Consider the following 24,027-nt stretch of genomic DNA (forward strand, 5'->3'; position numbering starts at 1 on the left):
TAATTGCTTTAAACTTTATAAATCAAGCCATAAAAAATGCCACTCAACTGAGTGGCATTTTTGTACGAGAGTTAATTAAATCTTAGATTTACTTTAATCCACGACGTTCTAGTAGACCATCTGTCGTCGGCGCTTGGCCTCTGAAGTTTTGGTAAGCTTCCATTGGCGGTACACTGTTGCCAACTTCACGGATAGTTTTTCTAAACTTCATTCCGATTTCACGATTTAAACCGCCTTGAGTTTGCACATAAGCAAAAGCATCAGCGGCTAGGATTTCACTCCACATGTAAGCATAGTAACTTGCTGAGTAACCACCTGGGAACGCGTGAGCAAAGTAAGTTGAGCGGTAACGAGGCGGCACTGCTGGTAAATCAACTCCATGTTTCTTAAGCGCATTAGCTTCAAACGTTTCCACATCTTGCAGCGGGGCATTAGCATCTAATGCGTGCCATTCTAAATCAAGCAGTGCAGCAGACATGTACTCTAAGGTATCAAAACCTTGGTTAAAGCTTCTTGATGCTAATAACTTTTGCAGTAAATCATCAGGGATTGGCTTACCCGTATCATAGTGTTTGGCGTAATTGGCTAACACTTTAGGGTGCGCGGCCCAGTCTTCTTCGAAAGTGGATGGGAATTCAACAAAGTCACGTGATACAGAAGTGCCTGCAAGTGATGGGTATTTCACTTTTGAGAACATGCCGTGAGTACCGTGCCCCATTTCATGGAACATGGTAGTTGCTTCATCGTAGCTGACAAACGTAGGTTGGCCTTCAGGCGCCTTTTTAATGTTCATCACGTTAACAACAACAGGCTTCTGGTTTAGTAACTGAGATTGACCCACAAACGAGCTCATCCAAGCACCACCACGTTTGCCTTCACGGGCAAAGTAATCAGCGTAGAAGATTGCCATGCTACTGCCATCTTCATCAAACATCTCGTAAGCTTTTACATCAGGATGATATACAGGTAAATCTGGACGAGGTTTAAGTGTTACGCCGTATAGCTCTTGAAGGGTAAAGAACACGCCGTCTTCTAATACACGGTTAAACTCAAAGTAAGGCTTGATTGATGCTGCATCAAGGTCGAACTTTTCTTTACGTACTAGCTCTGCGTAATAAGCCCAATCCCATGGTGCTAAAGTAAAATCACCACCTGTTTTATTGATCATCGCTTGAATGTCAGCGGCTTCTTTTTGGGTGTTTTCAACCACTGCTGGCACCATTGAGCCAAACATGTCATATACCGCTTCTGGTGTTTTAGCCATTTGCGGGGCTAAGCGGTAATCAGACCAAGTGTCAAAACCTAGTAAATTAGCTTTTTTAGCACGAAGCTGTGCTAATCGCGCGACTAAAGACGCTGTTTCGTTATCACCTGCTAATCCGCGATTAGCTGATGCTTCCCAAACCTGCTGACGTAGTTCACGGTTGTCTAGTTGTGCTAATACTGGCTGGCGTGTCGTATTGGTGATGTTGAGAAGGTATTGCCCTTCAAGTCCCGCTGCTTCAGCGTCAGCTTTTGCTGCTGCAATGGCCGATTGTGATAAGCCTGCAAGTTTAGTTTCATCATCGACTTTGACTGCAATCTCTTTACTGAGTCTAAGTAGTCTCTGAGCAAACTCGTTGGTTAATGTTGATTGCTCTTCGTTTAAGTCACGAATTTTTTGTTTTTCAGCTTCTGTAAGTTTAGCTCCAGCAAGGACAAAACGCTGATGATAAACTTCCACTAAGCGGATTTCTTCAGCGGTTAATGAACTGGTAGTACGGCTATCGTAAATCGCTTGAATACGGCTGAATAACTCAGGGTTGAGGTTAATGTTATCTGAGTGCGCCGCCATTTTGGGCGCCATAATGCCTTGTACTTTTCGTAGTTCTGGATTGCTGTTTGAACCTGTTAGATTATAAAAAATGCTAGAAGTACGAGTGAGTAATGTACCGCTTTTCTCCATTGCGACAATGGTGTTTTCAAATGTTGGTGCCGCTGAGTTATTGGCGATATCTAAAATTTGCTGATGATGCTGATCCATACCAAGCTCTAACGCTGGTTGGTAATGCTCATTTTTCAACTTACTAAAATCAGGCGCTTGATATTGCAAGCTACTGGCTTGCAGTAACGGGTTTTGAAGCTGCACTTGAGCTCCTTGTTCGGCACTGTCTGAATGGGTGTTACTGCAACCGCTTAATGCGAGTGTGGTAGCAATGGCTACTGCGACAATTGTTTTATGCATTTACTTTTTACTTCCTTAATTATAGTTGTTTACGCAATTTATCAATTGTTTCTTAATCGTATATGAAGATTTTGCACTTTCGTGATGCCTGTAGCTGTTGTGAAGTATCACGGCTTAAAAAGTGTGATCTAATTCATTGCAAAATGTAAATATTGTTAAGGTTTTGATGTTTTAAATAAAGGGATAATTGGATGTATTAGCGAGCTGTTTAGAGGTTTGAGGGGGAAGAAGATGAATAATTTTACAAGAAATACTGCTAGCTGCCTCACGCTATTTAATCCCAGCGTGACTTATCTATAAATCGATTCAATGTTAGACTAAGTGCGATTATAACAATAAGGAACTCCTGTTTTGGCACAACTTTATTTCTATTATTCGGCAATGAATGCTGGCAAATCTACATCACTTTTACAATCATCTTATAACTACCGTGAACGCGGCATGAACACGCTTGTAATGACAGCGTCAATCGATGATCGATATGGTGTGGGAAAAGTTGCATCCAGAATAGGCATTGAAACTGAAGCGCAAGTTTTTGGCGCTGAAGATAACTTATCAAAAATGATTGAAACTGAGCTTGAAACCCAAAAGTTACATTGCATTTTAATTGATGAGTCACAGTTTTTGAGTAAAGAGCAAGTGAAGCAGTTAACTCATGTGGTGGATAATTTAGATATCCCAGTACTGTGTTATGGCCTTAAAACTGATTTCCAAGGTGAACTGTTTAGTGGCAGTCAGTACCTATTAGCATGGGCTGATAAATTGGTGGAGTTAAAAACCATTTGTCATTGTGGCCGTAAAGCTAACATGGTGGTTCGTCTTGATGGTAATGGCAAACCAATGCGCGAAGGTGAGCAGGTGGCTATTGGTGGTAATGAAAGCTACGAGTCTGTGTGTCGTAAGCATTTTCGTGAATTTATCTGGGATTAATAAACCAAGTAACTTGCTAATAAGTTACTAGCCAACAAGTAACATGGCAATTTGAATTAAAAAAACAGCGCCTATTGGCGCTGTTTTTGTTTTGTTACTGACTCAGATCTTCATTTAATTATCCACTTTCATTTTGCTCATTAGCGGTTTCGCATTATTAAATTTGATATTAATGTCGCTAAATAAATGCGTGATTAAAAGTCAGCTTCGTCAAAACCTGTAATCTGGACACTACTCATTTCAACTTGCTTGCGTAAGCTGCGAGTTTGGCACCCCCAATAACTCATGTAAAAAGAAGCGGTATTCAATTTAGCTTGATAGAAGGCTAGTTCATCGGTGCCAGATTCAATCGCAGCAAGAGATGTTGCTGCAATACGCGCCCACATCCACGCAAGGGCGCTAATGCCAAATAACTGCATATAAGGCATTGATGCCGCGCCAATCATATCGGGGTTAGTTGCTGCTGATTTGGCAATAAAGCCGGTGGCTTTTTCTAAATCACCTGCAGCATCCATTAGCCCTTCAATATAAGGTTTCATGGCATCATTAGTGCTGTGTTCGCCAATAAACTGTTTGACCATATCAGACCACAGACTCAGGGTAGCGCCTTTATCTGAGAGTAATTTTCGTCCGACAAGATCTAAGGCTTGCACACCGTTAGTTCCTTCGTAAAGCATAGCGATACGAATATCACGGACAAACTGCTCCATGCCCCATTCGTTAATATAGCCGTGGCCGCCATAAACTTGCTGTGCATCAACACAAGCTTTAAATCCTTGGTCGGTAACAAAACCTTTAACGATAGGGGTAAATAGAGCGGCAAGAGCTGATGATTGTTTTGCTTTAGCAGGATCGCTATGACGCTCTGCTTGGTCGAGCCATAACGCCTGCTGACCCATTAATGCACGAGTGCCTTCATTGAATGATTTCTGTGACAGCAACATTCGACGGATATCGCCATGAACCAAAATTGGATCAGCAGCTTGGTCAGCCTGTTTAACACCTGATAATGCGCGGCCTTGAATTCGATCTTTGGCGTAAACTAATGCATTTTGGTAGGCAATGTCAGATACACCTAATCCTTGAATACCAACGCCTAGTCTGGCTTGGTTCATCATGGTAAACATGGCTTTTAGGCCTTGATGAGGCGCACCGACTAATTCGCCTATAGCGCCATCAAATAGCATCACGCAAGTTGAGTTACCGTGAATACCCATCTTATGTTCAAGGGCAGTAGCGCTTAAACTATTGGCTTTACCCAATGAGCCGTCTGCATTGACCATAAACTTAGGCACCGCGAATAATGAGATACCTTTAACGCCATCAGGGGCATCTGGTAATTTCGCTAACACAAGATGAATTATATTTTCAGCTAAGTCGTGATCGCCAGATGAGATAAATATCTTTTCGCCGCTAATAGCAAACGTGTCATCGCCAAGGGGCTTAGCTTTAGTGCGCAATAGTGCTAGATCAGTACCTGCATGAGATTCAGTGAGGTTCATGGTGCCAGTCCATTCACCGCTGACGAGCTTTTCTAAATACTTTTGTTTCAGCGCATCGCTGCCATGTACATGAATGGCAGAATAGGCGCCATGGGTTAAACCCGGGTACATAGCAAAGGCCATATTGGTGGCGGTTTTCATTTCTGTTGCAAAGGTGCCAATCACTTCGGGTAAGCCTTGACCGCCGTATTCAGGATCGCAGGTAAGCGTTGCCCAGCCATCATCAATGTATTTCTGGTATGCAGCTTTAAATCCTTTTGGGGTGATCACTTTGCCGTTTTCAAGCTGACAACCTTCAAGATCGCCTGAGGCGTTTAATGGCAACATGATGTCGGTGGTGAAATCTGCCACGCCTTGTAAAATCGCATCGGTCAATTCAGGGTCGATTTCGTTAAAACCGTGCAGATCTGTTTGCTGATAAATATTCAGTAACTCAGATAATATGAACTGATAGTCGCGAAGGGGAGCTTGATAAATCGGCATATTACGATCCTTTGTTGTTTGCTATCTGTTAATCTGCTGATACGAGCTAAGCAAGGCTAACAGAATCCATGACTGTTTATTTCTTCACTGTTTTAGTGTCTTTTATTGTGATTTTTAGCTTATTCCTTAAGCGTTAAAACTACCTTAACCAATTTCGAGTAAAAACTCAGCTTTATTTATTGGGTAATTTATTGTGTAAGTAATTAGGTCGATTATTCGTTGATAATATTGTGTTTTTTCCAAAAAAAGAATGCATGTTCAAGTACTTGCTCTGGTGCTTCCACTTGAGGGTAATGGCCGACTCCTGCAAGACTGATGGTGTCTGGGTTAGTGATTAACTCTTGATAGCGCTTTAACATATCTCGACCAGAAATCGGATCTTCTAAACCGTTAATAAATCGCATTGGTGACGTATTTTGTTGTAGTGCGCCCACCCAACGGTCGCGATACTTAACTCTTTCCTTCATGTACTGAATAAGCTTATGAAAGATACGATTACCTTGATTGTGTTGGATTAATTGCCAGTATTTTCGCAGCTCGTTTTCTTCAATATTGATGCTACAAATATTATCGAAGTTACGTTTAAAAGCGTTGTAGCCCATACCTTTAGCGACAATAAAGCCAATAGGACTAAGTAACAGTTTTTGAATTAGGATTGGATGAATCACCTCAGGGAATATTCCACCATTAAGCAATACACTACTCAAAATTTCGAAAGTTAAAGGGGTTTGGTTTTGTTGAGCATCATGTTGCCGTGCAAGTAACTCTTGAGTGACGGTATTACCGTAATCATGGGATAAAATATGGACCTTTTCGATACCTATCGATGCGACAACATCTTCAATTAAATTAGCTTGAGCATCAAAAGAGTAGGGGAAGTCTGTAGGTTTATCGGAATAACCAAAACCCACCATATCTAACGTAATTAAGTGAAAGTGCTGAGTTAACTCATCCCAAATAGGTTGCCAGTCGTAACTGCTGGTAGGAAAACCATGGATTAGTAGTAATGCAGGCAGACCTTTATTACCAGTCTGTTTTACAAAGACATTATTCTCAAAGTGTTTCGCAAAACAGTGCTTATGAAAGTAGCCTTGATTCAGCCATTGAGTCAATTTCTGCATACATAATCCATTATTTTTTATTTAAAGTTAACCTGATTAGACCAGTTTGTAAAACGCCTCAGAAATTAGCTCTTCATAATAAAGTGCTATTCATTTTTGCAGCTTTAATGAAATAAACCTTGAATATAAAGTGCACTTTAGTCGGTCTTAATATTGGAGCGCGTATACATAAGCAGTCATTAGCGACTTTATTATTAGGATTAAACATATGAAGACTAGTCAATCGATATCAAGCCCATTATTAAAGGATAAACCTGCGCAGCCTATTAACGAGTTGTATCGTGAATTACTGGGCGTGATAGTGACTTTTTCAGTTCTAACCTTGTTATTGGTGTTTTTCTCGGCAGGTGTGCGCGCTGATGATTCGCAATCCACTCCAGATTATGACTTTCCTCAAGCTAAGGCATTTACTCTTAACGATGCGGAAGGTAACAAGTGGTCATTTGCGGAGCATGCAGGTAAACCCATTGTCATTCATTTTTGGGCAACTTGGTGTCCTTATTGTAAAAAGCTGCAACCTGGTCTTGAAAGGTTGCGATTAACGCACCTAGATAGCGACCTTGAAATGATTGCTATCAGCTTCAATGAAGATAAAGGTGCAATGCCAGCAGCTGCATTAGCAGAGCGGGGTATTGGCATGAAAACCTTGGTTGAAGGTGACAGTGTTGCTGAGCTTTATGGCGTAACAGGTACACCAACGACAGTGTTTATTAACCGATCAGGACAATTAGTATGGTTAACACGGATTTCAGATCCTGATTCGCCTAAATTAGCTCAAGCCATAGACTTTCTATTATCAGAGTAATAAACACCGCCCCGACTTTAGCGCAATAGTTGTTATTCCCCATAATAGTCGTTATTACGGGGGATAAATTATCGATATGCCCTTATGCCGTTTTGTTAGTTATAACTTTCGATAGTTATGGCATTTGAAAATTATGAAGTGATGATAGCAGACGATTGGTTGTCATCTTCAGTTTCTCCGACAGACATAGTCAGCGGTAATTCTCTTGCTTGTTCACGCAAGTAGTCCATTCCCGCAAGGAAGCCTGAAAACATTTTCAATGCGATAAACTGTCCTTCAACAGTGGTTTTGTAGTTATTGCCTTGTTTATTCAGGGCTCCGGCAGAAATTAAATAGCTCATTTCAAGTGGGAAGGCTTGCCACAAAGATTTACCCGTATGGGCCTTAAATTGTTGGTTATCTAGCAGGCCGTGACCCATCATCATCATTAAATGATGCTGCAATAGCGCTTTTGCTTCTAATGGTTTGGTGTAACACGTGCCAGTATGGCCAGCGTTAATACGGTTGATATAGTCAGGAATATCAAAGCTTGAAATTCTAAACTGCTCGCCAAAACGCCCAAATGCGCCAGAACCAACCCCGAAGCAGTCTTCGCCGTCTAATACATATTTGTTTTCTACTGGCTGACCAAAGTTACGACTGAATGTCCAAGGGAACTCCATGATATAACGTTCGCCCATCGCTTCTTTTACCGCTAAAAACTGTGGCCATAAATCTTCAGGATTGCCAGCTAAACAACCCGCTTTTTTACGGTTTTGGCCAATGCCAACGGTTAATGGGTAAGTCGTTATTTGGTCAGGGCTCAAACGAATGGTTTGGGCTAAATCGCTGGCTACCGTTTCAGGTGTTTGCATTTTAAAGCCGTACATCATATCCAAATTAACTGTTGGGATTACCTCAATCGCTCGGCTAACATATTCAGCTTGTTGCAAGCCGCTACCGAACTTTTCAAAGCGACCACTGGCTTTTAAAATCTTGTCATCAAAACTTTGTACGCCAATCGACATGCGATCAACTAAGCCTTTCAGTAAATGCGGATTACCTTCCTTAAAGTAGATAGGGTCACTTTCACAAGAGACTTCGCGGACGTTAGTAATCGACTTAATCATCTCGATGGTTTCAATTAGCTCATCTTCTAGAATCGTTGTGGTGCCGCCACCAATATAAACTCGGTTAAAGCGATAACCTTGAGCGATAACCATGCGGATTTCTTGTCTTAATGCTTTGAAGTAGGCTTTAGCGACGCCTTCATTGAATTTAATTTTATGGAATGAACAAAAACGGCAAAGGGTGTGACAAAAAGGAATATGGATATATAAAGTTTCGATTGGCTTGTCAGGCACAGCCAATTTAGTCACATCATTTAATGCCACGGCATCTTTCAAACTTAACGACTGTTTAATCGTCATGCCCATTGCCCAGTCAAGACTGCTAGTGGCGAGGTTCAACCTTGATGTAGATAAGAATTTTTTCATGAGCTGCCCTTAGACTTTAAGTTTACCAATGGGATGTATTCATATAGAAACAGAAGTCATTGGTTTAATGCTAATTCAGTAGATTGATATCAGCCTAAATTAGCTAAATATTCCAAACTGTTGCACAAAGCATGAAAATACAAATATCTACAAATATGGTGTCACTGAATAGTAAAAATTTGACTCCTATCACTTGTTTGAATACAAACTCAATGGTTAATTTAAATTAATGTTTAGGCTTAAGTTTTATGAACTAAACAAAATGCGACTCTAAGATTTAAATGTGGGTATATTTTGAATTAGTAATACTGAATGCTTGTGGTGGTTTAATTCATTGCTTGCTGCTTTATTCTACAAAACTAGCTCTAGATCGCTTTTTTTTATCGGTTAAATAGCGTAAATTACCCTTGATTGTGCAATTTAAAGAACGCTAAGTTTTTATTTGGGAATTATTATCAAGGGGTTAACAATGGAACATCGTTGGCAAATAGCCATATCAGCAGGATTACTGGCAGCTTTATGGGCTGGGGTTGCGGATGTATTTCAGTTAGTCACTTGGGTAGGTTTTTTAAGTTGCAGTACCTTCTTTGCTCAAACTGAAACTGGTCTTAAAGGCATGTTCATGGCCATGAGTACCAATTTATCTGGTGTATTTTGGGGCTGGTTGATTATTTCGGGTAGTGGCTTCTTTATTTCGCCTATCGTGGGGTATGCCTTTACTGGCGTTGCTACTGCGGCGATGTGTTTACAGGCGAGTTATCAAAAACTGGCGTTTATCCCAGGTGCGTTTATTGGCTGTTGTATTACATTTGCATTAGGCGCTGATTTAGCAGCTATTCTACCGCCATTATTATTGGGCGCCATGCTGGGTTACAGCATGAGTTTATTGACCAATCAACTTATTAGCATCACACCGAAAATTCAGGGATTATTTACTGCAGCCCCCGCTAAAGATGCTTAATTAACAACTCTTTTTATGTAAGTCTAAAGTGATACGTTTTTGAGTGGTGAAAACCCGCTCTTCGGGCGGTGTTTTACTTTATATACGTTAAACGTACTTCGAGAACCATTTATATTTCTTTTTTCATGTGCGACTTTTATCCTTTAATCTCAATTGTTTGTATTACTTTAGACTGACTTGTTTTTCACGTTTTCTTATATTCACCGCTAATGAACTGATAACTTTCAGGTTTATATTTTTCCTGCTTTTATAACCCTTTCGACTATACTCTTAAAGCTTAATTTGGTTAAAAAGTGACCAGTCAATTAAGTAAACAATTAGGAGTGAACGACATGAACAAGACCTTAATAATTGCATTATGTGTTTTATTTAGTAGTTCTGTATTTTCAAAGGATAGATTAGAAGTATATGAAGATTACGATCTAGGCAGTGAAATCATGATGATGACCACGGTAAAAGTGGATCCCAATATGGGAGATATATACTTAGCCGGTTTACGTAGTAGCTGGGTTAAAGCAGTTAATATTCAAAAGGAGCTTGGCTTTATTAAAGATTGGAAAATATACGGCAGCGATCTGGCAACCAGTGGTGACTTTAATATGTTGCTGGTGGTGACTTTTGACAATGCAGCTGATATTGAACCCAATAAGGAGAAATACAAACAATTTATGCAGAAATGGAGTGATTCGGATGAAAAAAAGTCTAACGAAATCTCTGCCAAATACCCCGAAGTGAGAACCTTAACAGGGGAATATAGAATGCGAGAAATTATCTTGAAGTAAGATAATCGGGACTTGTTCATGATTTACTGACGAGTTTGAATAGGTTCCGACCCGGATGCTACTTTGGCATCCATGCTTCATATATGCCTTAATTTTATTGTGCGTTATTTTTGCCCAGCATTGAAACACTTGATGCAAAATCGCTATGAAATCGTTATATACTGGCGCTTTACTCGCGTTATTTGTTTAAAAATGTCCCAATGTTACTAGTCAAATTTACTCTTAAAAGCAAACTCGCTAGGATGTCGCCTTTTATTATCTAACAAGGTCCATCATGAAGTTTGTCACCGTCTTTGTTTCAATCATGCTTTCTCTGGTTATCATTTTTACACCTAAGGCCAATGCTGCGCCTGAAGTAGGTTTAATGGTAGGTAGCGACTCAGGCATTAATGTAAAAATGAATGAGTATAAGTTTGGGGTGGGTTTTGATGACTTTTCATTTACCTTAGATAAAACATTTAATTTTAAGGACCACCCTCATTTTTATTGGGGCGTGGGTGGCAAGATTGCTGATAAAAAAAATGATGATATTAAATTGGGCGCAAGAGCGGTATTTGGTGCTCACACTAAAGTAGAGCGGTTTACTTTTTTCATCGAAGCGCAGCCTACTTTGTACCTAATTGATGATGTCAAAGTAGAATTAGAGGCTATTGGTGGCGTTAGGTATCATTTTTAAAGGATGTTTAATGTCATTGGCTGGTGTTGTAGCTTCAGTTAATGAAATATAAGTTAGCTATCTTAAAAATAAATTCAGCTCGTTATTAACAAGTTAATAGCGAGCTGAATCAGATTTATACCTATGTCTTAATCTATATTGTTAATTTGATCTGTTTAATTTCGTTGAAAAGACATTTGGGTATCGAGGTTGCCATCACCATCTTCATCAATACGTAACAGTAAAGTATTGCCTTGTGCAGACATTGAAAAGGTTGAACCGCCTTCGCCTGCAAAACCAGATAAGCCTGTATCGCCATTACTATCAAACGTTTGGGTTACTGTGACCATAATACTTTCACTATCGATACTGTAGGTTCCCCATTCCATGCCTGAGTCTTCTGTTGCATCATCTTGGTCTACTTCTGCATGAATATAAGTACCATCGGCGTTAAATAACAATATTAGCAAATCATTTTCATCAACTAATTGGTCGTCAATTGCTTTAATTAACCAAGTGCCGACAACTCCATCACTGCCTTGCTTATCAAAATTAAGTGTTTCATCAATTGAGTCATTGGCGTCTTCATCAATGGAGAGCACTAGGTTTTCTTCAATGACTTCGGCGAATAATAAAGGTGCACCATCTATGTCAGTAAAATCAGTTAAGCCTGTATCGCCATTTTCATCAAATGTTTGACTGGCAATAACACGGTTGGTTTCGCTGTCACGGCTGTACGTTCCCCATTCCATTCCTGACTCTTCCTCTTCATCCTCTGAGTCAACTTCAAAATGTGCATAGGTGCCGTCGTTAAAGAAAACTAACGTGAGTAAATCATTATCATCATCAGGATAATGCCAAGTACCAGTGATACCGACCTGAACGCCATTAGCCGCAACTTGTTCGGTTAAGTGTTCGACAGCATCGTCTGCATCAACCAAGCCTGTTACTGCTGTATCTTGACCGCCATTTTCAATAGTGGTTTTAACTGCTGGGTCGTCGGCAAATTCATCTGTGCTTAAATTAAAATCAACGGGTTCAGCTGTTGCGATAGCAGTATCGGTAATGGTAATCCCATTGGTAGTATCGCCATCTTGGTCAAGTGTTTGTAGTAACCTTGCGATGTTCACCACTTGATTGTCATCAATACTTTCAGATGCAGCAATATTGAAAGGGGTGACAATTCCGGAAGCAGGTGTCGCAGGAAAGGTAAGATCGCCGATAAAGAAGGTGACAGTTTCACCTTCAAGGTAACTATAATTACCTTCTTCATCAGTGACTCCAGATTGAGTTTCTGTTCGATATCCAATACCAATGACGGCACTATCAATAAAGATACCTTGGGACGGTGTTGGAGCGGGATCTTCAACCTCTGGTTGTGGTATTTCAGGCTCTGGAGCTGGATTTTCTGAATCATCACTACTACCACAACCCAGCAATAGACCTGAGATAAGTAGCGCTATTAATTTCTTAGACATTTTTCTCTCCTTAGAAGTGTGTCAAATCACTGCTTTATGTCAATAGATGACAATCTTTAAGCCTAATATAAAATGCAAAAATTGCACGATTTAACCAACAGAATTAATAGGCGATATTTAACGTTGAATATAATAACGAATTTAATCTAATTTACTGATTTAACGATACATTGTGAGTTTACTAGGCTGATTAATCTTGATTAAAATCAACCGCTATCAACCAATAGACTGATTTGCACTGAAAGCAGTTAAAGCATGATAATCGCCGGCTGTTTTTAGTAAAAGCACGCTGTACTAGCGTTTGAAGAAGTGTCGAATTCGAGTCACAGCATTAAGTTTTTTGCTTTGCTTATTTGAAAGTAGATCAGGCTGAAACTCTGCGATTAAGCGGTACAAATGATAATGAGTGACTTTTTTAGCCACAAACCAATCAAGACGAATGATTGAACCACGCAAAGTAGAGCGTTCGAAGTCTACTAAGCCTAATTTATTCTGATTATCAACAATGATATCTCTTATGGGTAATGCGTGACGGGCAACACCTGCATCGAGCATTTTATTGACTAATTCAATCAAATCTTTCAAGTTATCACGGGTTAGATGAACTGGCGTTTTACCCGAAATCTTTGACATCACCAGTGTTGTTTTTCTGTCATCACTGTCGATTAAATTGGGGATTCCATTAATATTTTGAAGTCTAAATAATGATTCTTTTTCGATGTTATACCGACTAATGTATTTACGGTAAGGTTTAAAGTGCTTCTCTACTGAATCTTGACCAATCGTAAGGTACATTTTTTCAGTATCGTAAATTCCATTTACTATTTCTGTCTGGGTTTTCATTGGGTTTATTGCTTGTTACAGGATTATTTCATTTTATTTTAGTTTAAGCCTCTTCGGTATGGCACTTTTGGTTGAAGCATAGAAGTGAGTTTTACTTTGCTTAAACCCTGAATTGTTACTTCAGTAACAAAGCGGTGACCTGCCAGAAACGATAACCTTATATCTGCAATCAACACCGCTTTGTTGTTAAGAATGAAACCAGAATATGAGTAACTAACGACATGTATCTAATTTTTAAAGATATGTTGAGATAAAGAAGTAACCTGTAATAGCACAGCTGATTGCAATCACAAATGTTCTCATGTGTTTTGCTGATATTTGCTTGGATATATGTGCCGACATATACCCGCCAATCAGAGTGCCAACTAAAACAACAAAACCTTCGAACCAAGCAATGGCATCATTATAAATAAACAAAATGATGGCAATGAGTGACACTGAAGATGAAATGACTAACTTAAGGCCATTCATCGCATTAATATTACTGTGACCTGCTAAAGCGAGATAACTCAACCCGATAATCCCTAAACCAGCATTAAAAAAACCGCCATAGGTGCAAACCAATAGCAGCACTAAAAACAGCAGCACTGCGCCAAATTGAGAAGCGTATTTATGCTTGCCTGACAAGCTACTGACCCATTTATTAATTTTAGAACCGAATATAAACAGGACAGTGGCAAATAGTAATAACCAAGGAATGGCTTCTTGAAATAATGCTTCTGGGGCAATGAGTAATAACCAAGCACCTAAACTCCCACCGAGTAAACTGGCACCTATGATAATAATTAACTCTTTTTTGTGCGCTTTCAGTTCATGCCTGAAGGCAAAGGCACCACTAAGATATCCAGCAAGGGAAGAAAACGTATTGGTCGCATTCGCCATTATTGGCGGCACGCCAACAAACAGTAATGCAGGGAAGGTGATAAAGCTGCCACCACCGGCTAATGAGTTCAATACTCCACCCAAAAAACCAGCAAGTAACAGTAATAAAATATCAAACGTCATGAAATTAGCCTAACAATGGCAATAGGGATGAACCTATTTGGGAAGATAAAAACCTTATATTACATGTAAAGCGGTAATTAAAGATTAAATTACAGTGCTCTTACGTCACGTAATCGATTTTTTATTTACACAGATGTATAAAGCAAGAACCTTAAAAGAATATGAAGCGCTAACTCTTTTGATATTTACAAAGGGTTTATTGTCTAAGTGCTAATCAATATTTAACTTATTTACAATTGATAATCGTTCTCATTTAGTGTGAATTGTTTTAGTATGCCTTCGTTTTTAATAACACTGCAATCTATACAGTCACAAGGAAATGATATGACTAACATGATCAAAGCTACTGCTGCACTAGGCATAATGTTAATGAGCTTAAACGTTAACGCGAGTGAGTGCGAACTAACAATTACGGCCAATGATGCGATGCAATTTGATAAGAAAAGCTTATCAGTGCCAGCGACCTGCAAAGAGGTGACCTTAAACTTACATCATTCTGGCAGTTTACCTAAATCAGCAATGGGTCATAACTGGGTGTTAAGTAAAGCTGATCATGTTCAGGCAATAGCAAATGATGGCATGCCTGCTGGTGCTGACAATAGCTATATCAAAGCGGGCGATGAAAGAGTGCTAGCACATACTGACGTGATTGGCGGTGGTGGTTCTACGTCAATTACTTTTAGTATTGAGGGGTTAGATAGCAAAGCGGCTTATCGATTCTTTTGTTCATTCCCTGGACATTGGGCAATTATGCAAGGCAGCTTTGTTATAGAAGCTTAATGCTCCTTTAATATCTGATGGCAGGATGCCAAAGACTCATCATAATTCAATATAAGCTTATGCCTGCATCGATAGGCTGACCCTGTATGTCATGGCGTGCATGGATGCACGAAAATGACTACCTTTTACGAGCCAATTAACTATTACGAGCCAATTAACTATTACGACTCAGTCAACTATCGTATTTCGACACTTCCAATTGAAAACGGTGAGTATGCTGATTAAGCTGGAGTTTTGAAGAAGTAAACTCTGTCTCATTTTACCCTGATTGATCCCATTTATTTAACTTTTTGACACTATGTTACAGCCTCCTCAATTACAATGTGTTATAAGGAACTTAGTAGTGATGGACAGGAGTAAGGCACACCATGCGACAGAATCAAGGGTTCTCATTGATAGAGCTTGTTGTTGTGATCATCATACTTGGCGTGATAGCAGTGATTGTTGCGCCGCGATTTATCAATCTTAGTCAAGATGCCAAAGCCAATACCATGTTAAGTGTAGGGGCTGGCATGGAGTCAGCGTTAGCGCTTTTGAATAGTAAAGCGGTTATTGAAGGCAAAGATAACGGCGAAGACGAAATCACCATCAGCGGAGTGCAAGTACCACTTCTAGCAGGTTATCCATCGGTTGATGGTGGAGACTCATTCGAACAAATTAACACCCAAGTACAAGTTTGGTTCAATATCGATTCTGTTGGAAAAAACGTTATCGAGAACAACCCTAGTGCAGCTCCCTTCTTCATCGATAAGGCGTCTGGTGACAACCAAATTTACATTTTCTTTAGTGGTGCCCCAACAACTGGAAATCGCACTGAGTACGGTTGTCAGGTACGTTATCAAAACCCTCAAGGGGAAGGCCCTTCTGTTCGTGTGTTAACTGACGCTTGTTGATTTGGTCACGCATTTTTCCTTAAAAAGACTAGCGCTATATAATTTATATCCAAATGAACCAGTAGATGAAACTGGCAATTTTCTCGTAAGTTTACCCTAAGCCAGATCCTTATTTTAACTTAAAGTAGGGAGAAAAACGCTGCAATTTAATCGTGGTTTTTAGCTTGTGTCGAATGGTAACTGTCTTATAATATTAGACTTTACTATAGGAATTAATATCCAGCCTTCTGCAAATATTTTCTTATCTGAATACCTTTACACTTAGATTTATCAAATGAATTAATGGCTATTTTCATGGTTAGGATTATGAGTTTATTAAAATGAAAAACATTGTATTACCCGTTTTTATATCGATGTTATTTTGTACGATTTTGGGTGTAACCTTTAGTTATTTTCTTGAAATTAGTTACGCTGCTGGTATCTATTTTTGTGCGTTAATTTTGTGGTCACTGGACTATAAAAGTGACTTTGAGATGTTTGGCAATAATGAATACGGCGAGGGCGTTAAAAAACCTAAAAAAGCTATCGTAATTCGTGTTGTACTTTGGGTGATGTTTTTGATTAGTGTTTTATTTCTGAATTAGGGTTGGTTCATTGGAGTTTTCGGATATGATTTCTCTGATGTGATTTACTCTAATGACCTATCGGTCACATAGATTTAAAATCGTGGCGCTTCGCCCCCTAATCTTTATTAAGAGTGACGAAAGGGAAACCACAGCATTTCCCTTCTCGCTGATTTTCATAAGAATATTGCCGCTCCGACGAAGTGATTTTTTGTAGCAGATAAGCTTCATGCTAGTTAAGCCAATTTGCTACCGCCTCAGATTCGCATCTGATGTATATGGATATACGAATGTCACGATGAAATGCTTGCTTATGACCTGTAGGTCACTAAGAATTAAAGTCGTGGGTTTTCCACCCACACCCGACCAAGAGGGGAAACAACAGCAATCCCCCTCTTACTTTTTCTAAGAGCCATCCCATGCAGCTCCGACGAAGTGACTTTTCGCAGTAGATAAGCTTCATGCTAAATAAGCGAATTTGCTACCGTCTCAGATTCGCATCTGATGTATATGGATATACGAATGTCATGATGACAAGGATGTCAAAAAGTGACCATGGCTCAACTGAGGCTATGTCGGCGACGATAGGCCGGATGCTTGCTAATGACCTACGGTCACCAAGAATTAAAGTCGTGGTGCTTCGCCCACACCAGACGAAAGGGAAACAACAGCATTTCCCTTCTCGACATCCCTTGCCGCTCCGACGAAGTGTTGATCTTCATGCTAAATAAGCGAATTTGCTACCGCCTCAGATTCGCCATCCATGGCTCAACTGAGGCTATGTCGGCGTCCTGCCTCCATCACGTAAATTAGCTTAACGCATTCGGACACTTCCAACGGAGAACATTGAATCAGCAGGTTCAATTAGAGTTCTTTGAATATTGTTTTGACACAATATTTTTACATGTTTCGAATAACTCTTTAGCTTCAGGTGGTATTTCTGTATTAGGGCTAAATTTATTGTTCAAAGTCCTTAAAGGATTATGCATTTGACCTATAACATAATCCATTTCCATACTTAACAAATATAGTGCTTTCAGTGCGTTATGAAAACCGGCATAAAAATCCTTATTTCGTTTTTCCATTTTTTGGATCATGGACTCAGGGTTAGACAAATTCATTTCATAAGATTTATTATGTATAAGACTATTTCTTGATGAGATTAATATTTTTAGTGCAGAAAATGCTGGGCCCGATTTATCAATTGATTTTCCGCATATCAAACGAGGTATAACAACCCACTTTGAAACAACATCTAAACTACCTAAGTGTTGTTCAAAGTATTTATCACCGAGTTGTCCGCCTGCATAGTTATTAATCGAAGCTTCAACACACATAGCAGAAAATACGACAGATTTAATAGCCGCTTGGCTTGCTAAATTTTCCCATTTTGACTTACTTTCATCGTTCAATTTTTTGGTATCTATATGCTGTATTCGGATAAACTCACAATACTCAGATTGTGCTATTTCAAAATATACAGAACCCAAGGTATTTGCTCTTGCGAAGGTATCTCTTGGGTGTTCAACCATGAAAATTTCATTATTCATCAAGGAATTCCATATACTCTAAAAGTCAGTTAAATGGTTTGGGAATGTAAGTTTGAGGTATCTTTTTTAGTTGGTATTTTTATCACGCTGTAAAAACTCATTTTAAAGTTTAAAGTTTAAAGAAAAAGAGAATGGTAGAGATTATTTTATAGAGCACTATATTCAGGAAAAAACTTACTTCTGTAAATACCATTTACAGAAGTATTTTTATAAAGCTGAAATTACAAATCCAGTAGCAGGGTCAATTAACTCCATTCGAAGTTGCTGTGGTCGTTGAAGAAAATATCGTAAGTCCAGACATGGATGTCTGGCTAGCTTTCGAGGGGAAGGGACGCCCCATCGGAAGCGTTAGATATTTTCGAATAAGGCCGCAGCTTATTCGTTTTTCAGAATAACTTCTTTGGAGCGGCAAGGGATGTCGAGAAGGGAAATGCTGTTGTTTCCCTTTCGTCTGGTGTGGGCGAAGCGCCACGACTTTGATCTATTTCAAATAAACCCAAATTATCCCAATATTCCCACTAAGATAAAAACAAAAAAGCGAACTTCAACGAGTCCGCTTTTGATCTTAATAAGGCCAACTAATTAACTTTTGGCTAAAAGTTAAAACACCATTTCTGGTACATGCTCTGGCACGACTAACTTACCCGCAGTCTTTGATTGGATCTCTTCAACCGATACCCCAGGTGCACGCTCTAAGAGGTGAAATGCGCCGTCTTTGATTTCCATAAAGGCCAAATCTGTCATGACACGTTTGATGCAGCCGTAACCCGTTAATGGCAGCTCACATAAAGGCAGTAGCTTAGAGTTACCTTTTTTATCAGCGTGCATCATGGTGACGATGATGTTGTCAGCGCCAGCCACTAAATCCATGGCGCCGCCCATACCTTTAATTAGTTTGCCTGGGATCATCCATGATGCGATTGAGCCGTTTACATCAACTTCAAAAGCGCCTAATACGGTTAAATCCACATGGCCGCCACGGATCATGGCAAAGCTTTCTGCTGATGAGAAAAACGATGCACCATCAACAGCGGTGACTGTTTGCTTACCTGCATTAATTAAATCTGCATCAATGGTGTCTTCGGTTGGGAATTCACCCATGCCTAATAAACCATTTTCAGATTGCAGCATGACGCTCATGCCTTCGGGAATATAGTTAGCCACTAAGGTTGGAATACCAATACCTAAGTTAACGTAAAAGCCGTCTTGCATTTCTTGTGCTACACGCTGAGCAAGTTGTTCTCTTGATAAAGCCATGTTCTTGCTCCTTATGCTTTAGCTGCTGAAGTGTCTGACGCTTTTACCGTGCGCTGTTCAATGCGTTTTTCAAAGCTTGCTTGAATTACGCGATCAACATAAATACCTGGGGTATGAATGTGGTTAGGGTCTAATTCGCCCGGTTGAACGATTTCTTCTGCTTCAACCACGGTAATTTTGCCGGCTGTGGCCATCATTGGGTTAAAGTTTGCTGCTGTTTTGCGGAAAATCAGATTACCCATAGTGTCGGCTTTCCATGCTCTTACTAAGGCAAAGTCTGCAGTTAGCGACTCTTCTAGAACGTAGTGACGACCTTTGATTTCACGGGTTTCTTTACCGTCAGCAATCGGGGTGCCGTAACCTGTTGCGGTGAAAAATGCAGGGATACCTGCGCCGCCAGCACGAATTTTTTCAGCCAATGTACCTTGAGGTGTCAAGATAACGTTAAGCTCACCCGATAACATTTGCTGCTCGAAGGTGGCGTTTTCACCTACGTACGAAGCAATCATGGTGGCGATTTGGCGCTGTTTAAGCAGTAAACCTAAACCGAAATCGTCAACACCTGCGTTGTTTGAAATGGCAGTTAAACCAGACACGCCCATTTTTACCATGTGGTTAATTAGCCCTTCTGGAATGCCACAAAGGCCAAAACCACCGACCATGATAGTCATGTCATTGGTTAATCCATTTAAGGCTTCTTCGTAGCTATGAACGACTTTATTGAGTCCTGCCATCATCTTGTCCTTTTCAGTCTTGCTGTAATAAATGATTTATCAATACTGATGCGCTAACGCTTGCTTCTATACCTAGTAACTAAAATGAGTAACTAAACCTAGCAACTAAAACTAGCAACTAAAACTAGAAACTATTAATTTACTTAATCATTATGCGCTAATTGCTTGTGCCACTTTTGAGCCGTTTGGACGACCTAATGCTAGGCTAATTTGGTTGCCTGCTTTGGCAAGCTTAGTTAAGTCTATGCCAGTTTCAATACCCATGCCGTGAAGCATATACACCAGATCTTCAGTGGCTAAATTTCCTGATGCACCTTTGGCATAAGGGCAACCGCCAAGGCCTGCAACTGATGAGTCGACCACGCTAATACCTGTACTTAAACACGCCTCAATATTGGCAAGTGCTTGACCGTAGGTGTCGTGAAAGTGCAAAGCGAGTTTTTCAACAGGCACTAATTTAGCCACCGCTTCAACCATCTTACGGGCTTTAATAGGCGTGCCAACACCAATGGTGTCACCAAGTGAAATCTCGTAACAGCCCATTTTGTAAAGTATTTCAGACACGCGGGCGACTTCATTAATATCAATATCGCCTTCGTATGGGCAACCTAGTACACATGAGACATAACCACGTACTGGAATGTTACGGGCTTTAGCCAGCGCCATGACTGGCTCGAACCGTACAATCGATTCTTCAATTGAGCAGTTAATATTACGCTGACTGAAGGTTTCAGATGCTGCGCCAAAGATGGCTACTTCATCGGCGCCAGCGTCAAGCGCAAGTTCCAGTCCTTTTAGATTTGGGGTTAGCGCTGAATAAACGACACCAGCTTTTCGAATGCCACTTTGATTATTCAATGCGTTAAACACATCTTTTGAGTCAGCCATTTGTGGCACCCATTTAGGTGACACAAAACTGCCAGCTTCGATACGCTTGACGCCCGCATCGGCAAGTTGCTCAATCAATTTAAGCTTATCTTGAGTCGTGACAGGCTTTTCGTTTTGCAGGCCATCACGAGCGCCAACTTCAAAAATGCTAACCTTTTTAGGAAGACTAGATGCATTCATCATTAGGCTTCCTTATCTGCAGCTTCTACATTTAGAGCTTCAACATTCAAAAGCTGGGCACCATCGGTAACGAGCTCGCCGCTTTGGAAGTAAAACTCACTGACGACACCATCAAACGGCGCTTCAATGGTGTATTCCATTTTCATGGCTTCCATGACTAATAAACCTTGGCCTTCGGTAACATTGTCGCCAACCTCAACAAGATGGGTGACCACAGTGCCATTCATCGGCGCTTTGAGTTTATCGGCGCTATCTACCGTGTCTTCTGCTACTTGAGCCAGTACTGCTTTAAAGTGGTAACTGCCGCTAGGTAAGAAGAGGGTAAAGTCATCACCTTCATGGCTCACTGGGACTTTACTTTTATGCCCGTTAATTTCTGCCAGCAACACATCATCTTGAATTGAACCTGCAAGCTTGAGTGCTTGACCGTTAAGACCTAGGTGCAATGCATTGCCCAAATCAGTAATCACTAAGTTTTGCAGGGCAGGTTGCTCAACGTTGGTAACCGAGCTGCTGTCACTAGCCACTGAGTCAGTTAATAGTGCAACATGATGAACGCTTGCACTATTGAGTCTGAAGCCGCTGACTTGTCCCCAAGGCGAATAAGGGTCGTCACTATTAGTGGCGTTGACTTTTGCTGCCTTTTGACGCGCAAGGACTTGATAAAGCCCCGCGAGGGCTAAAGCATTATCTGAGTCATTGGTGACATCGCCAATTAAGCTGCTTGAGTAGCGCTCGATAAAGTCGGTACAAAAATCGGCTTCTGCAAAGGCTTGATGTTCAGCGATATTAGCTAAAAATTCGATATTGTGTTTCAGACCGCTGATTTGGTATGAGCTTAATGCATGGGTTAAACGCTGCAATGCACGAGGGCGAGATTCATCCCATACAATCAATTTCGAAATCATTGGGTCGTAAAAGTTACTGATGACATCGTTTTCACGAATACCTGAATCAATACGGACATAGCGGTTTTGATCTGGCTCGCGTAGGAAGTTGAGTTTGCCCGCTGCTGGTAAAAACTCATTACGAGGGTCTTCAGCGTAAATGCGCACTTCAAATGAATGGCCATGAATACTGACTTCATCTTGTTTTAGTGGTAATTCGCTGCCACTGGCTACCATTAACTGCCATTTCACTAAATCTTGGCCTGTGACCATTTCAGTCACTGGATGCTCAACTTGCAAGCGAGTATTCATTTCCATGAAGTAAAAGCTGTCGTCGGTATCTAATAAGAACTCAACTGTACCCGCACCAACATAATCAATGGCTTTAGCTGCGGCAACGGCGGCTTCACCCATCTGCTTACGTAGTGCATCTGAAAGACCCGGCGCTGGCGCTTCTTCGACCACTTTTTGGTGACGACGTTGAATTGAACAATCACGGTCTGATAAGTAAATGGTATTGCCAAAGGTGTCGGCAAATACTTGCACTTCGACGTGGCGAGGCTGGCGCAGGTAGCGCTCCATTAATAGTTTGTCATTGCCAAATGATGATGCTGCTTCACGACGTGCTGAGTTAATGGCATCCAGCACTTCTGCTTGGCTTTCAACGATACGCATGCCTTTACCACCGCCGCCAAATGCCGCTTTAATCAACATTGGGTAGCCAACATTTTCAGCTTCAGTGAGTAAGGTTTCATCGCTTTGGTCATCACCATGGTAACCGGGCACTAACGGCACATTTGCTGAGCCCATAATGATTTTAGCCGCGCTTTTGCTTCCCATTGAGTCAATGGCATCACTGCCAGGTCCCACAAAGGCAATGCCGTTTTGCTCACAGTTGCGAGCAAAGTCTGCGTTTTCAGATAAAAACCCATAACCTGGATGTATAGCTTCAGCACCTGCCATTTTAGCGATATCGATAATTAAATCGCCTTTAAGGTATGACTCAGCAGGCGCACTGCCGCCGATATGAAACGACTCATCTGCCATGGCAACATGACGGGCATTAGCGTCGGCATCAGAATATAGCGCAACGGTGCGGACACCCATGGCGCGGGCGGTATTAATAATGCGACAAGCAATTTCACCGCGGTTAGCAATTAATAATTTGGTAAACATTATTGAGCTCCTTGTGCATCAGGCTTAGTGCTTTGGGAAAGTGAAGCATTCCAAGCTGGTGAGCGTTTTTCAAAAAATGCATTGAGGCCTTCTTGGCCTTCATCTGACACACGAATGCGGGCAATTTGCTCACTGGTGTAGGCAAGGGTGTCGTCGTTAATAACGCCATCTTCAAGGTGAGATACTAAGGTTTTAACCCATGACATGCCTTGTGGGCTATTCGCGTTAAAAGCATCGATAAAGGGTTGTGCTGCAGCGTCTAAATCATCATTAATTTCGTGAATAACTTGATGAGTTAACGCAACGTCGGCACTAAAACGCTCAGCTGTGAGCATGTAACGTCTTGCTTGGCGGTTACCCATAGCGCGGACCACATAAGGACTAATCACAGCAGGAATAAGGCCGAGTTTGACTTCGCTTAAACAAAAGCTGGCACGCTCATTGGCAATGGCGATATCGCAGCAACAAATTAGTCCGAGTGCGCCGCCAAATGCTGCACCATTGACTAAGGCGATAGTTGGCTTAGGAAATTTATCTAACACGTGCATTAATTTAGCCAGCTCATGGGCGTCATTGAGGTTTTGCTCAAAGTCCATTTGGGCTTGCTTGCGCATCCAGTTAAGGTCGGCGCCTGCACTGAAGTTTTTACCGTTGGCGCGTAATATTAATTGCTGACAGTCATCGTTTACTGCAAAGGCTTCGATGGCGGTGATCATTTCATTAATCATCACTTCATCAAAGGCATTATGTTTTTCAACGCGGTCTAGAATTAATTCACCAACACCTTGGTTAAGCTGGCATTGAATGTATTGATATGGGTTGGCTATTGCCATGTTTGCATGCTCCTATTGATAT

The 24,027-nt window shown here is 40.8% G+C and carries 21 protein-coding genes; 8 read left to right on the top strand and 13 right to left on the bottom strand.

Going from position 1 to position 24,027, the window contains the following annotated elements; all coding sequences use genetic code 11:
- Nucleotides 1–88: 88 nt before the first annotated feature.
- A complete protein-coding gene (locus tag K5Q58_RS17395; protein WP_220755158.1) occupies nt 89–2,224 on the bottom strand; it encodes a M3 family metallopeptidase in 2,136 nt (711 codons plus the stop codon).
- Between the two features lie 351 nt (nt 2,225–2,575).
- Here K5Q58_RS17395 and K5Q58_RS17400 point away from each other — a divergent pair, with 351 nt between their 5' ends.
- A complete protein-coding gene (locus K5Q58_RS17400) occupies nt 2,576–3,154 on the top strand; it encodes a thymidine kinase (protein WP_102528814.1) in 579 nt (192 codons plus the stop codon).
- 194 nt (nt 3,155–3,348) lie between these two features.
- Here the strand turns inward: K5Q58_RS17400 and K5Q58_RS17405 are convergent, their stop codons facing one another.
- Complete coding sequence (locus tag K5Q58_RS17405) at nt 3,349–5,139, bottom strand: acyl-CoA dehydrogenase C-terminal domain-containing protein (protein ID WP_220755159.1); 1,791 nt, start codon at nt 5,137–5,139, stop codon at nt 3,349–3,351.
- A gap of 212 nt (nt 5,140–5,351) precedes the next feature.
- Nucleotides 5,352–6,260, bottom strand: coding sequence for an alpha/beta fold hydrolase (locus K5Q58_RS17410; protein WP_220755160.1), 909 nt, complete (start codon nt 6,258–6,260; stop codon nt 5,352–5,354).
- A gap of 208 nt (nt 6,261–6,468) precedes the next feature.
- Here K5Q58_RS17410 and K5Q58_RS17415 point away from each other — a divergent pair, with 208 nt between their 5' ends.
- A complete protein-coding gene (locus tag K5Q58_RS17415) occupies nt 6,469–7,065 on the top strand; it encodes a TlpA disulfide reductase family protein (RefSeq protein WP_220755161.1) in 597 nt (198 codons plus the stop codon).
- A gap of 131 nt (nt 7,066–7,196) precedes the next feature.
- Here the strand turns inward: K5Q58_RS17415 and K5Q58_RS17420 are convergent, their stop codons facing one another.
- On the bottom strand, nt 7,197–8,540 hold the full coding sequence (locus K5Q58_RS17420) for a coproporphyrinogen III oxidase family protein (RefSeq protein ID WP_220755162.1): 1,344 nt from the start codon (nt 8,538–8,540) through the stop codon (nt 7,197–7,199).
- A 469-nt stretch (nt 8,541–9,009) separates the two neighbouring features.
- Between K5Q58_RS17420 and K5Q58_RS17425 the strand changes: the two genes are divergently transcribed.
- The 3 genes from K5Q58_RS17425 to K5Q58_RS17435 all read left to right on the top strand — a co-directional run bounded on the left by K5Q58_RS17425 (nt 9,010) and on the right by K5Q58_RS17435 (nt 10,959).
- A complete protein-coding gene (locus K5Q58_RS17425; protein ID WP_220755163.1) occupies nt 9,010–9,501 on the top strand; it encodes a DUF1097 domain-containing protein in 492 nt (163 codons plus the stop codon).
- 332 nt (nt 9,502–9,833) lie between these two features.
- Entirely contained in the window at nt 9,834–10,283 is a 450-nt protein-coding gene (locus tag K5Q58_RS17430) for a hypothetical protein (RefSeq protein WP_220755164.1), read from the top strand.
- A 274-nt stretch (nt 10,284–10,557) separates the two neighbouring features.
- Nucleotides 10,558–10,959: a hypothetical protein gene (locus K5Q58_RS17435; RefSeq protein ID WP_211030954.1), complete on the top strand. Its 402-nt coding sequence runs from the start codon at nt 10,558–10,560 to the stop codon at nt 10,957–10,959.
- A gap of 155 nt (nt 10,960–11,114) precedes the next feature.
- Here the strand turns inward: K5Q58_RS17435 and K5Q58_RS17440 are convergent, their stop codons facing one another.
- The 3 genes from K5Q58_RS17440 to K5Q58_RS17450 all read right to left on the bottom strand — a co-directional run bounded on the left by K5Q58_RS17440 (nt 11,115) and on the right by K5Q58_RS17450 (nt 14,264).
- Nucleotides 11,115–12,416, bottom strand: coding sequence for a hypothetical protein (locus K5Q58_RS17440; protein WP_220755165.1), 1,302 nt, complete (start codon nt 12,414–12,416; stop codon nt 11,115–11,117).
- Between the two features lie 294 nt (nt 12,417–12,710).
- Complete coding sequence (locus tag K5Q58_RS17445; protein ID WP_220755166.1) at nt 12,711–13,259, bottom strand: hypothetical protein; 549 nt, start codon at nt 13,257–13,259, stop codon at nt 12,711–12,713.
- 234 nt (nt 13,260–13,493) lie between these two features.
- On the bottom strand, nt 13,494–14,264 hold the full coding sequence (locus K5Q58_RS17450) for a sulfite exporter TauE/SafE family protein (protein WP_220755167.1): 771 nt from the start codon (nt 14,262–14,264) through the stop codon (nt 13,494–13,496).
- A gap of 333 nt (nt 14,265–14,597) precedes the next feature.
- On the opposite strand from K5Q58_RS17450, the gene azu reads away from it, so the two are divergent.
- From azu to K5Q58_RS17465, 3 genes are all read left to right on the top strand, one after another.
- Complete coding sequence (gene azu, locus K5Q58_RS17455) at nt 14,598–15,044, top strand: azurin (RefSeq protein WP_374758524.1); 447 nt, start codon at nt 14,598–14,600, stop codon at nt 15,042–15,044.
- A gap of 368 nt (nt 15,045–15,412) precedes the next feature.
- Nucleotides 15,413–15,937, top strand: coding sequence for a prepilin-type N-terminal cleavage/methylation domain-containing protein (locus tag K5Q58_RS21265; RefSeq protein ID WP_220755169.1), 525 nt, complete (start codon nt 15,413–15,415; stop codon nt 15,935–15,937).
- A 320-nt stretch (nt 15,938–16,257) separates the two neighbouring features.
- On the top strand, nt 16,258–16,521 hold the full coding sequence (locus K5Q58_RS17465; protein WP_220755170.1) for a hypothetical protein: 264 nt from the start codon (nt 16,258–16,260) through the stop codon (nt 16,519–16,521).
- 839 nt (nt 16,522–17,360) lie between these two features.
- Here K5Q58_RS17465 and K5Q58_RS17470 read toward each other — a convergent pair.
- The 6 genes from K5Q58_RS17470 to K5Q58_RS17495 form a co-directional block, all read right to left on the bottom strand.
- The gene (locus K5Q58_RS17470; RefSeq protein ID WP_220755171.1) at nt 17,361–18,050 is read right to left on the bottom strand and encodes a hypothetical protein; all 690 of its coding nucleotides are present in this window, start codon (nt 18,048–18,050) and stop codon (nt 17,361–17,363) included.
- A gap of 600 nt (nt 18,051–18,650) precedes the next feature.
- Complete coding sequence (locus K5Q58_RS17475; protein WP_102528827.1) at nt 18,651–19,307, bottom strand: 3-oxoacid CoA-transferase subunit B; 657 nt, start codon at nt 19,305–19,307, stop codon at nt 18,651–18,653.
- Nucleotides 19,308–19,318: 11 nt separating this feature from the next.
- Nucleotides 19,319–20,041 carry a CoA transferase subunit A gene (locus K5Q58_RS17480; RefSeq protein ID WP_220755172.1) on the bottom strand — a complete coding sequence of 241 codons (723 nt, stop codon included), beginning with the start codon at nt 20,039–20,041 and terminating at the stop codon, nt 19,319–19,321.
- 150 nt (nt 20,042–20,191) lie between these two features.
- Nucleotides 20,192–21,112, bottom strand: a complete 921-nt coding sequence (locus tag K5Q58_RS17485) for a hydroxymethylglutaryl-CoA lyase (RefSeq protein WP_220755173.1) — start codon at nt 21,110–21,112, stop codon at nt 20,192–20,194.
- Complete coding sequence (locus K5Q58_RS17490; RefSeq protein WP_220755174.1) at nt 21,112–23,172, bottom strand: acetyl/propionyl/methylcrotonyl-CoA carboxylase subunit alpha; 2,061 nt, start codon at nt 23,170–23,172, stop codon at nt 21,112–21,114. The genes K5Q58_RS17485 and K5Q58_RS17490 overlap by 1 nt, the downstream gene beginning before the upstream one ends.
- Nucleotides 23,172–24,005, bottom strand: a complete 834-nt coding sequence (locus K5Q58_RS17495; protein ID WP_220755175.1) for an enoyl-CoA hydratase-related protein — start codon at nt 24,003–24,005, stop codon at nt 23,172–23,174. Before K5Q58_RS17495 ends, K5Q58_RS17490 begins: the two co-directional genes overlap by 1 nt.
- Between the last annotated feature and the right edge of the window lie 22 nt (nt 24,006–24,027).

The organism is Shewanella sp. KT0246, from assembly GCF_019654955.1.
Taxonomy (GTDB): domain Bacteria; phylum Pseudomonadota; class Gammaproteobacteria; order Enterobacterales; family Shewanellaceae; genus Shewanella; species Shewanella goraebulensis.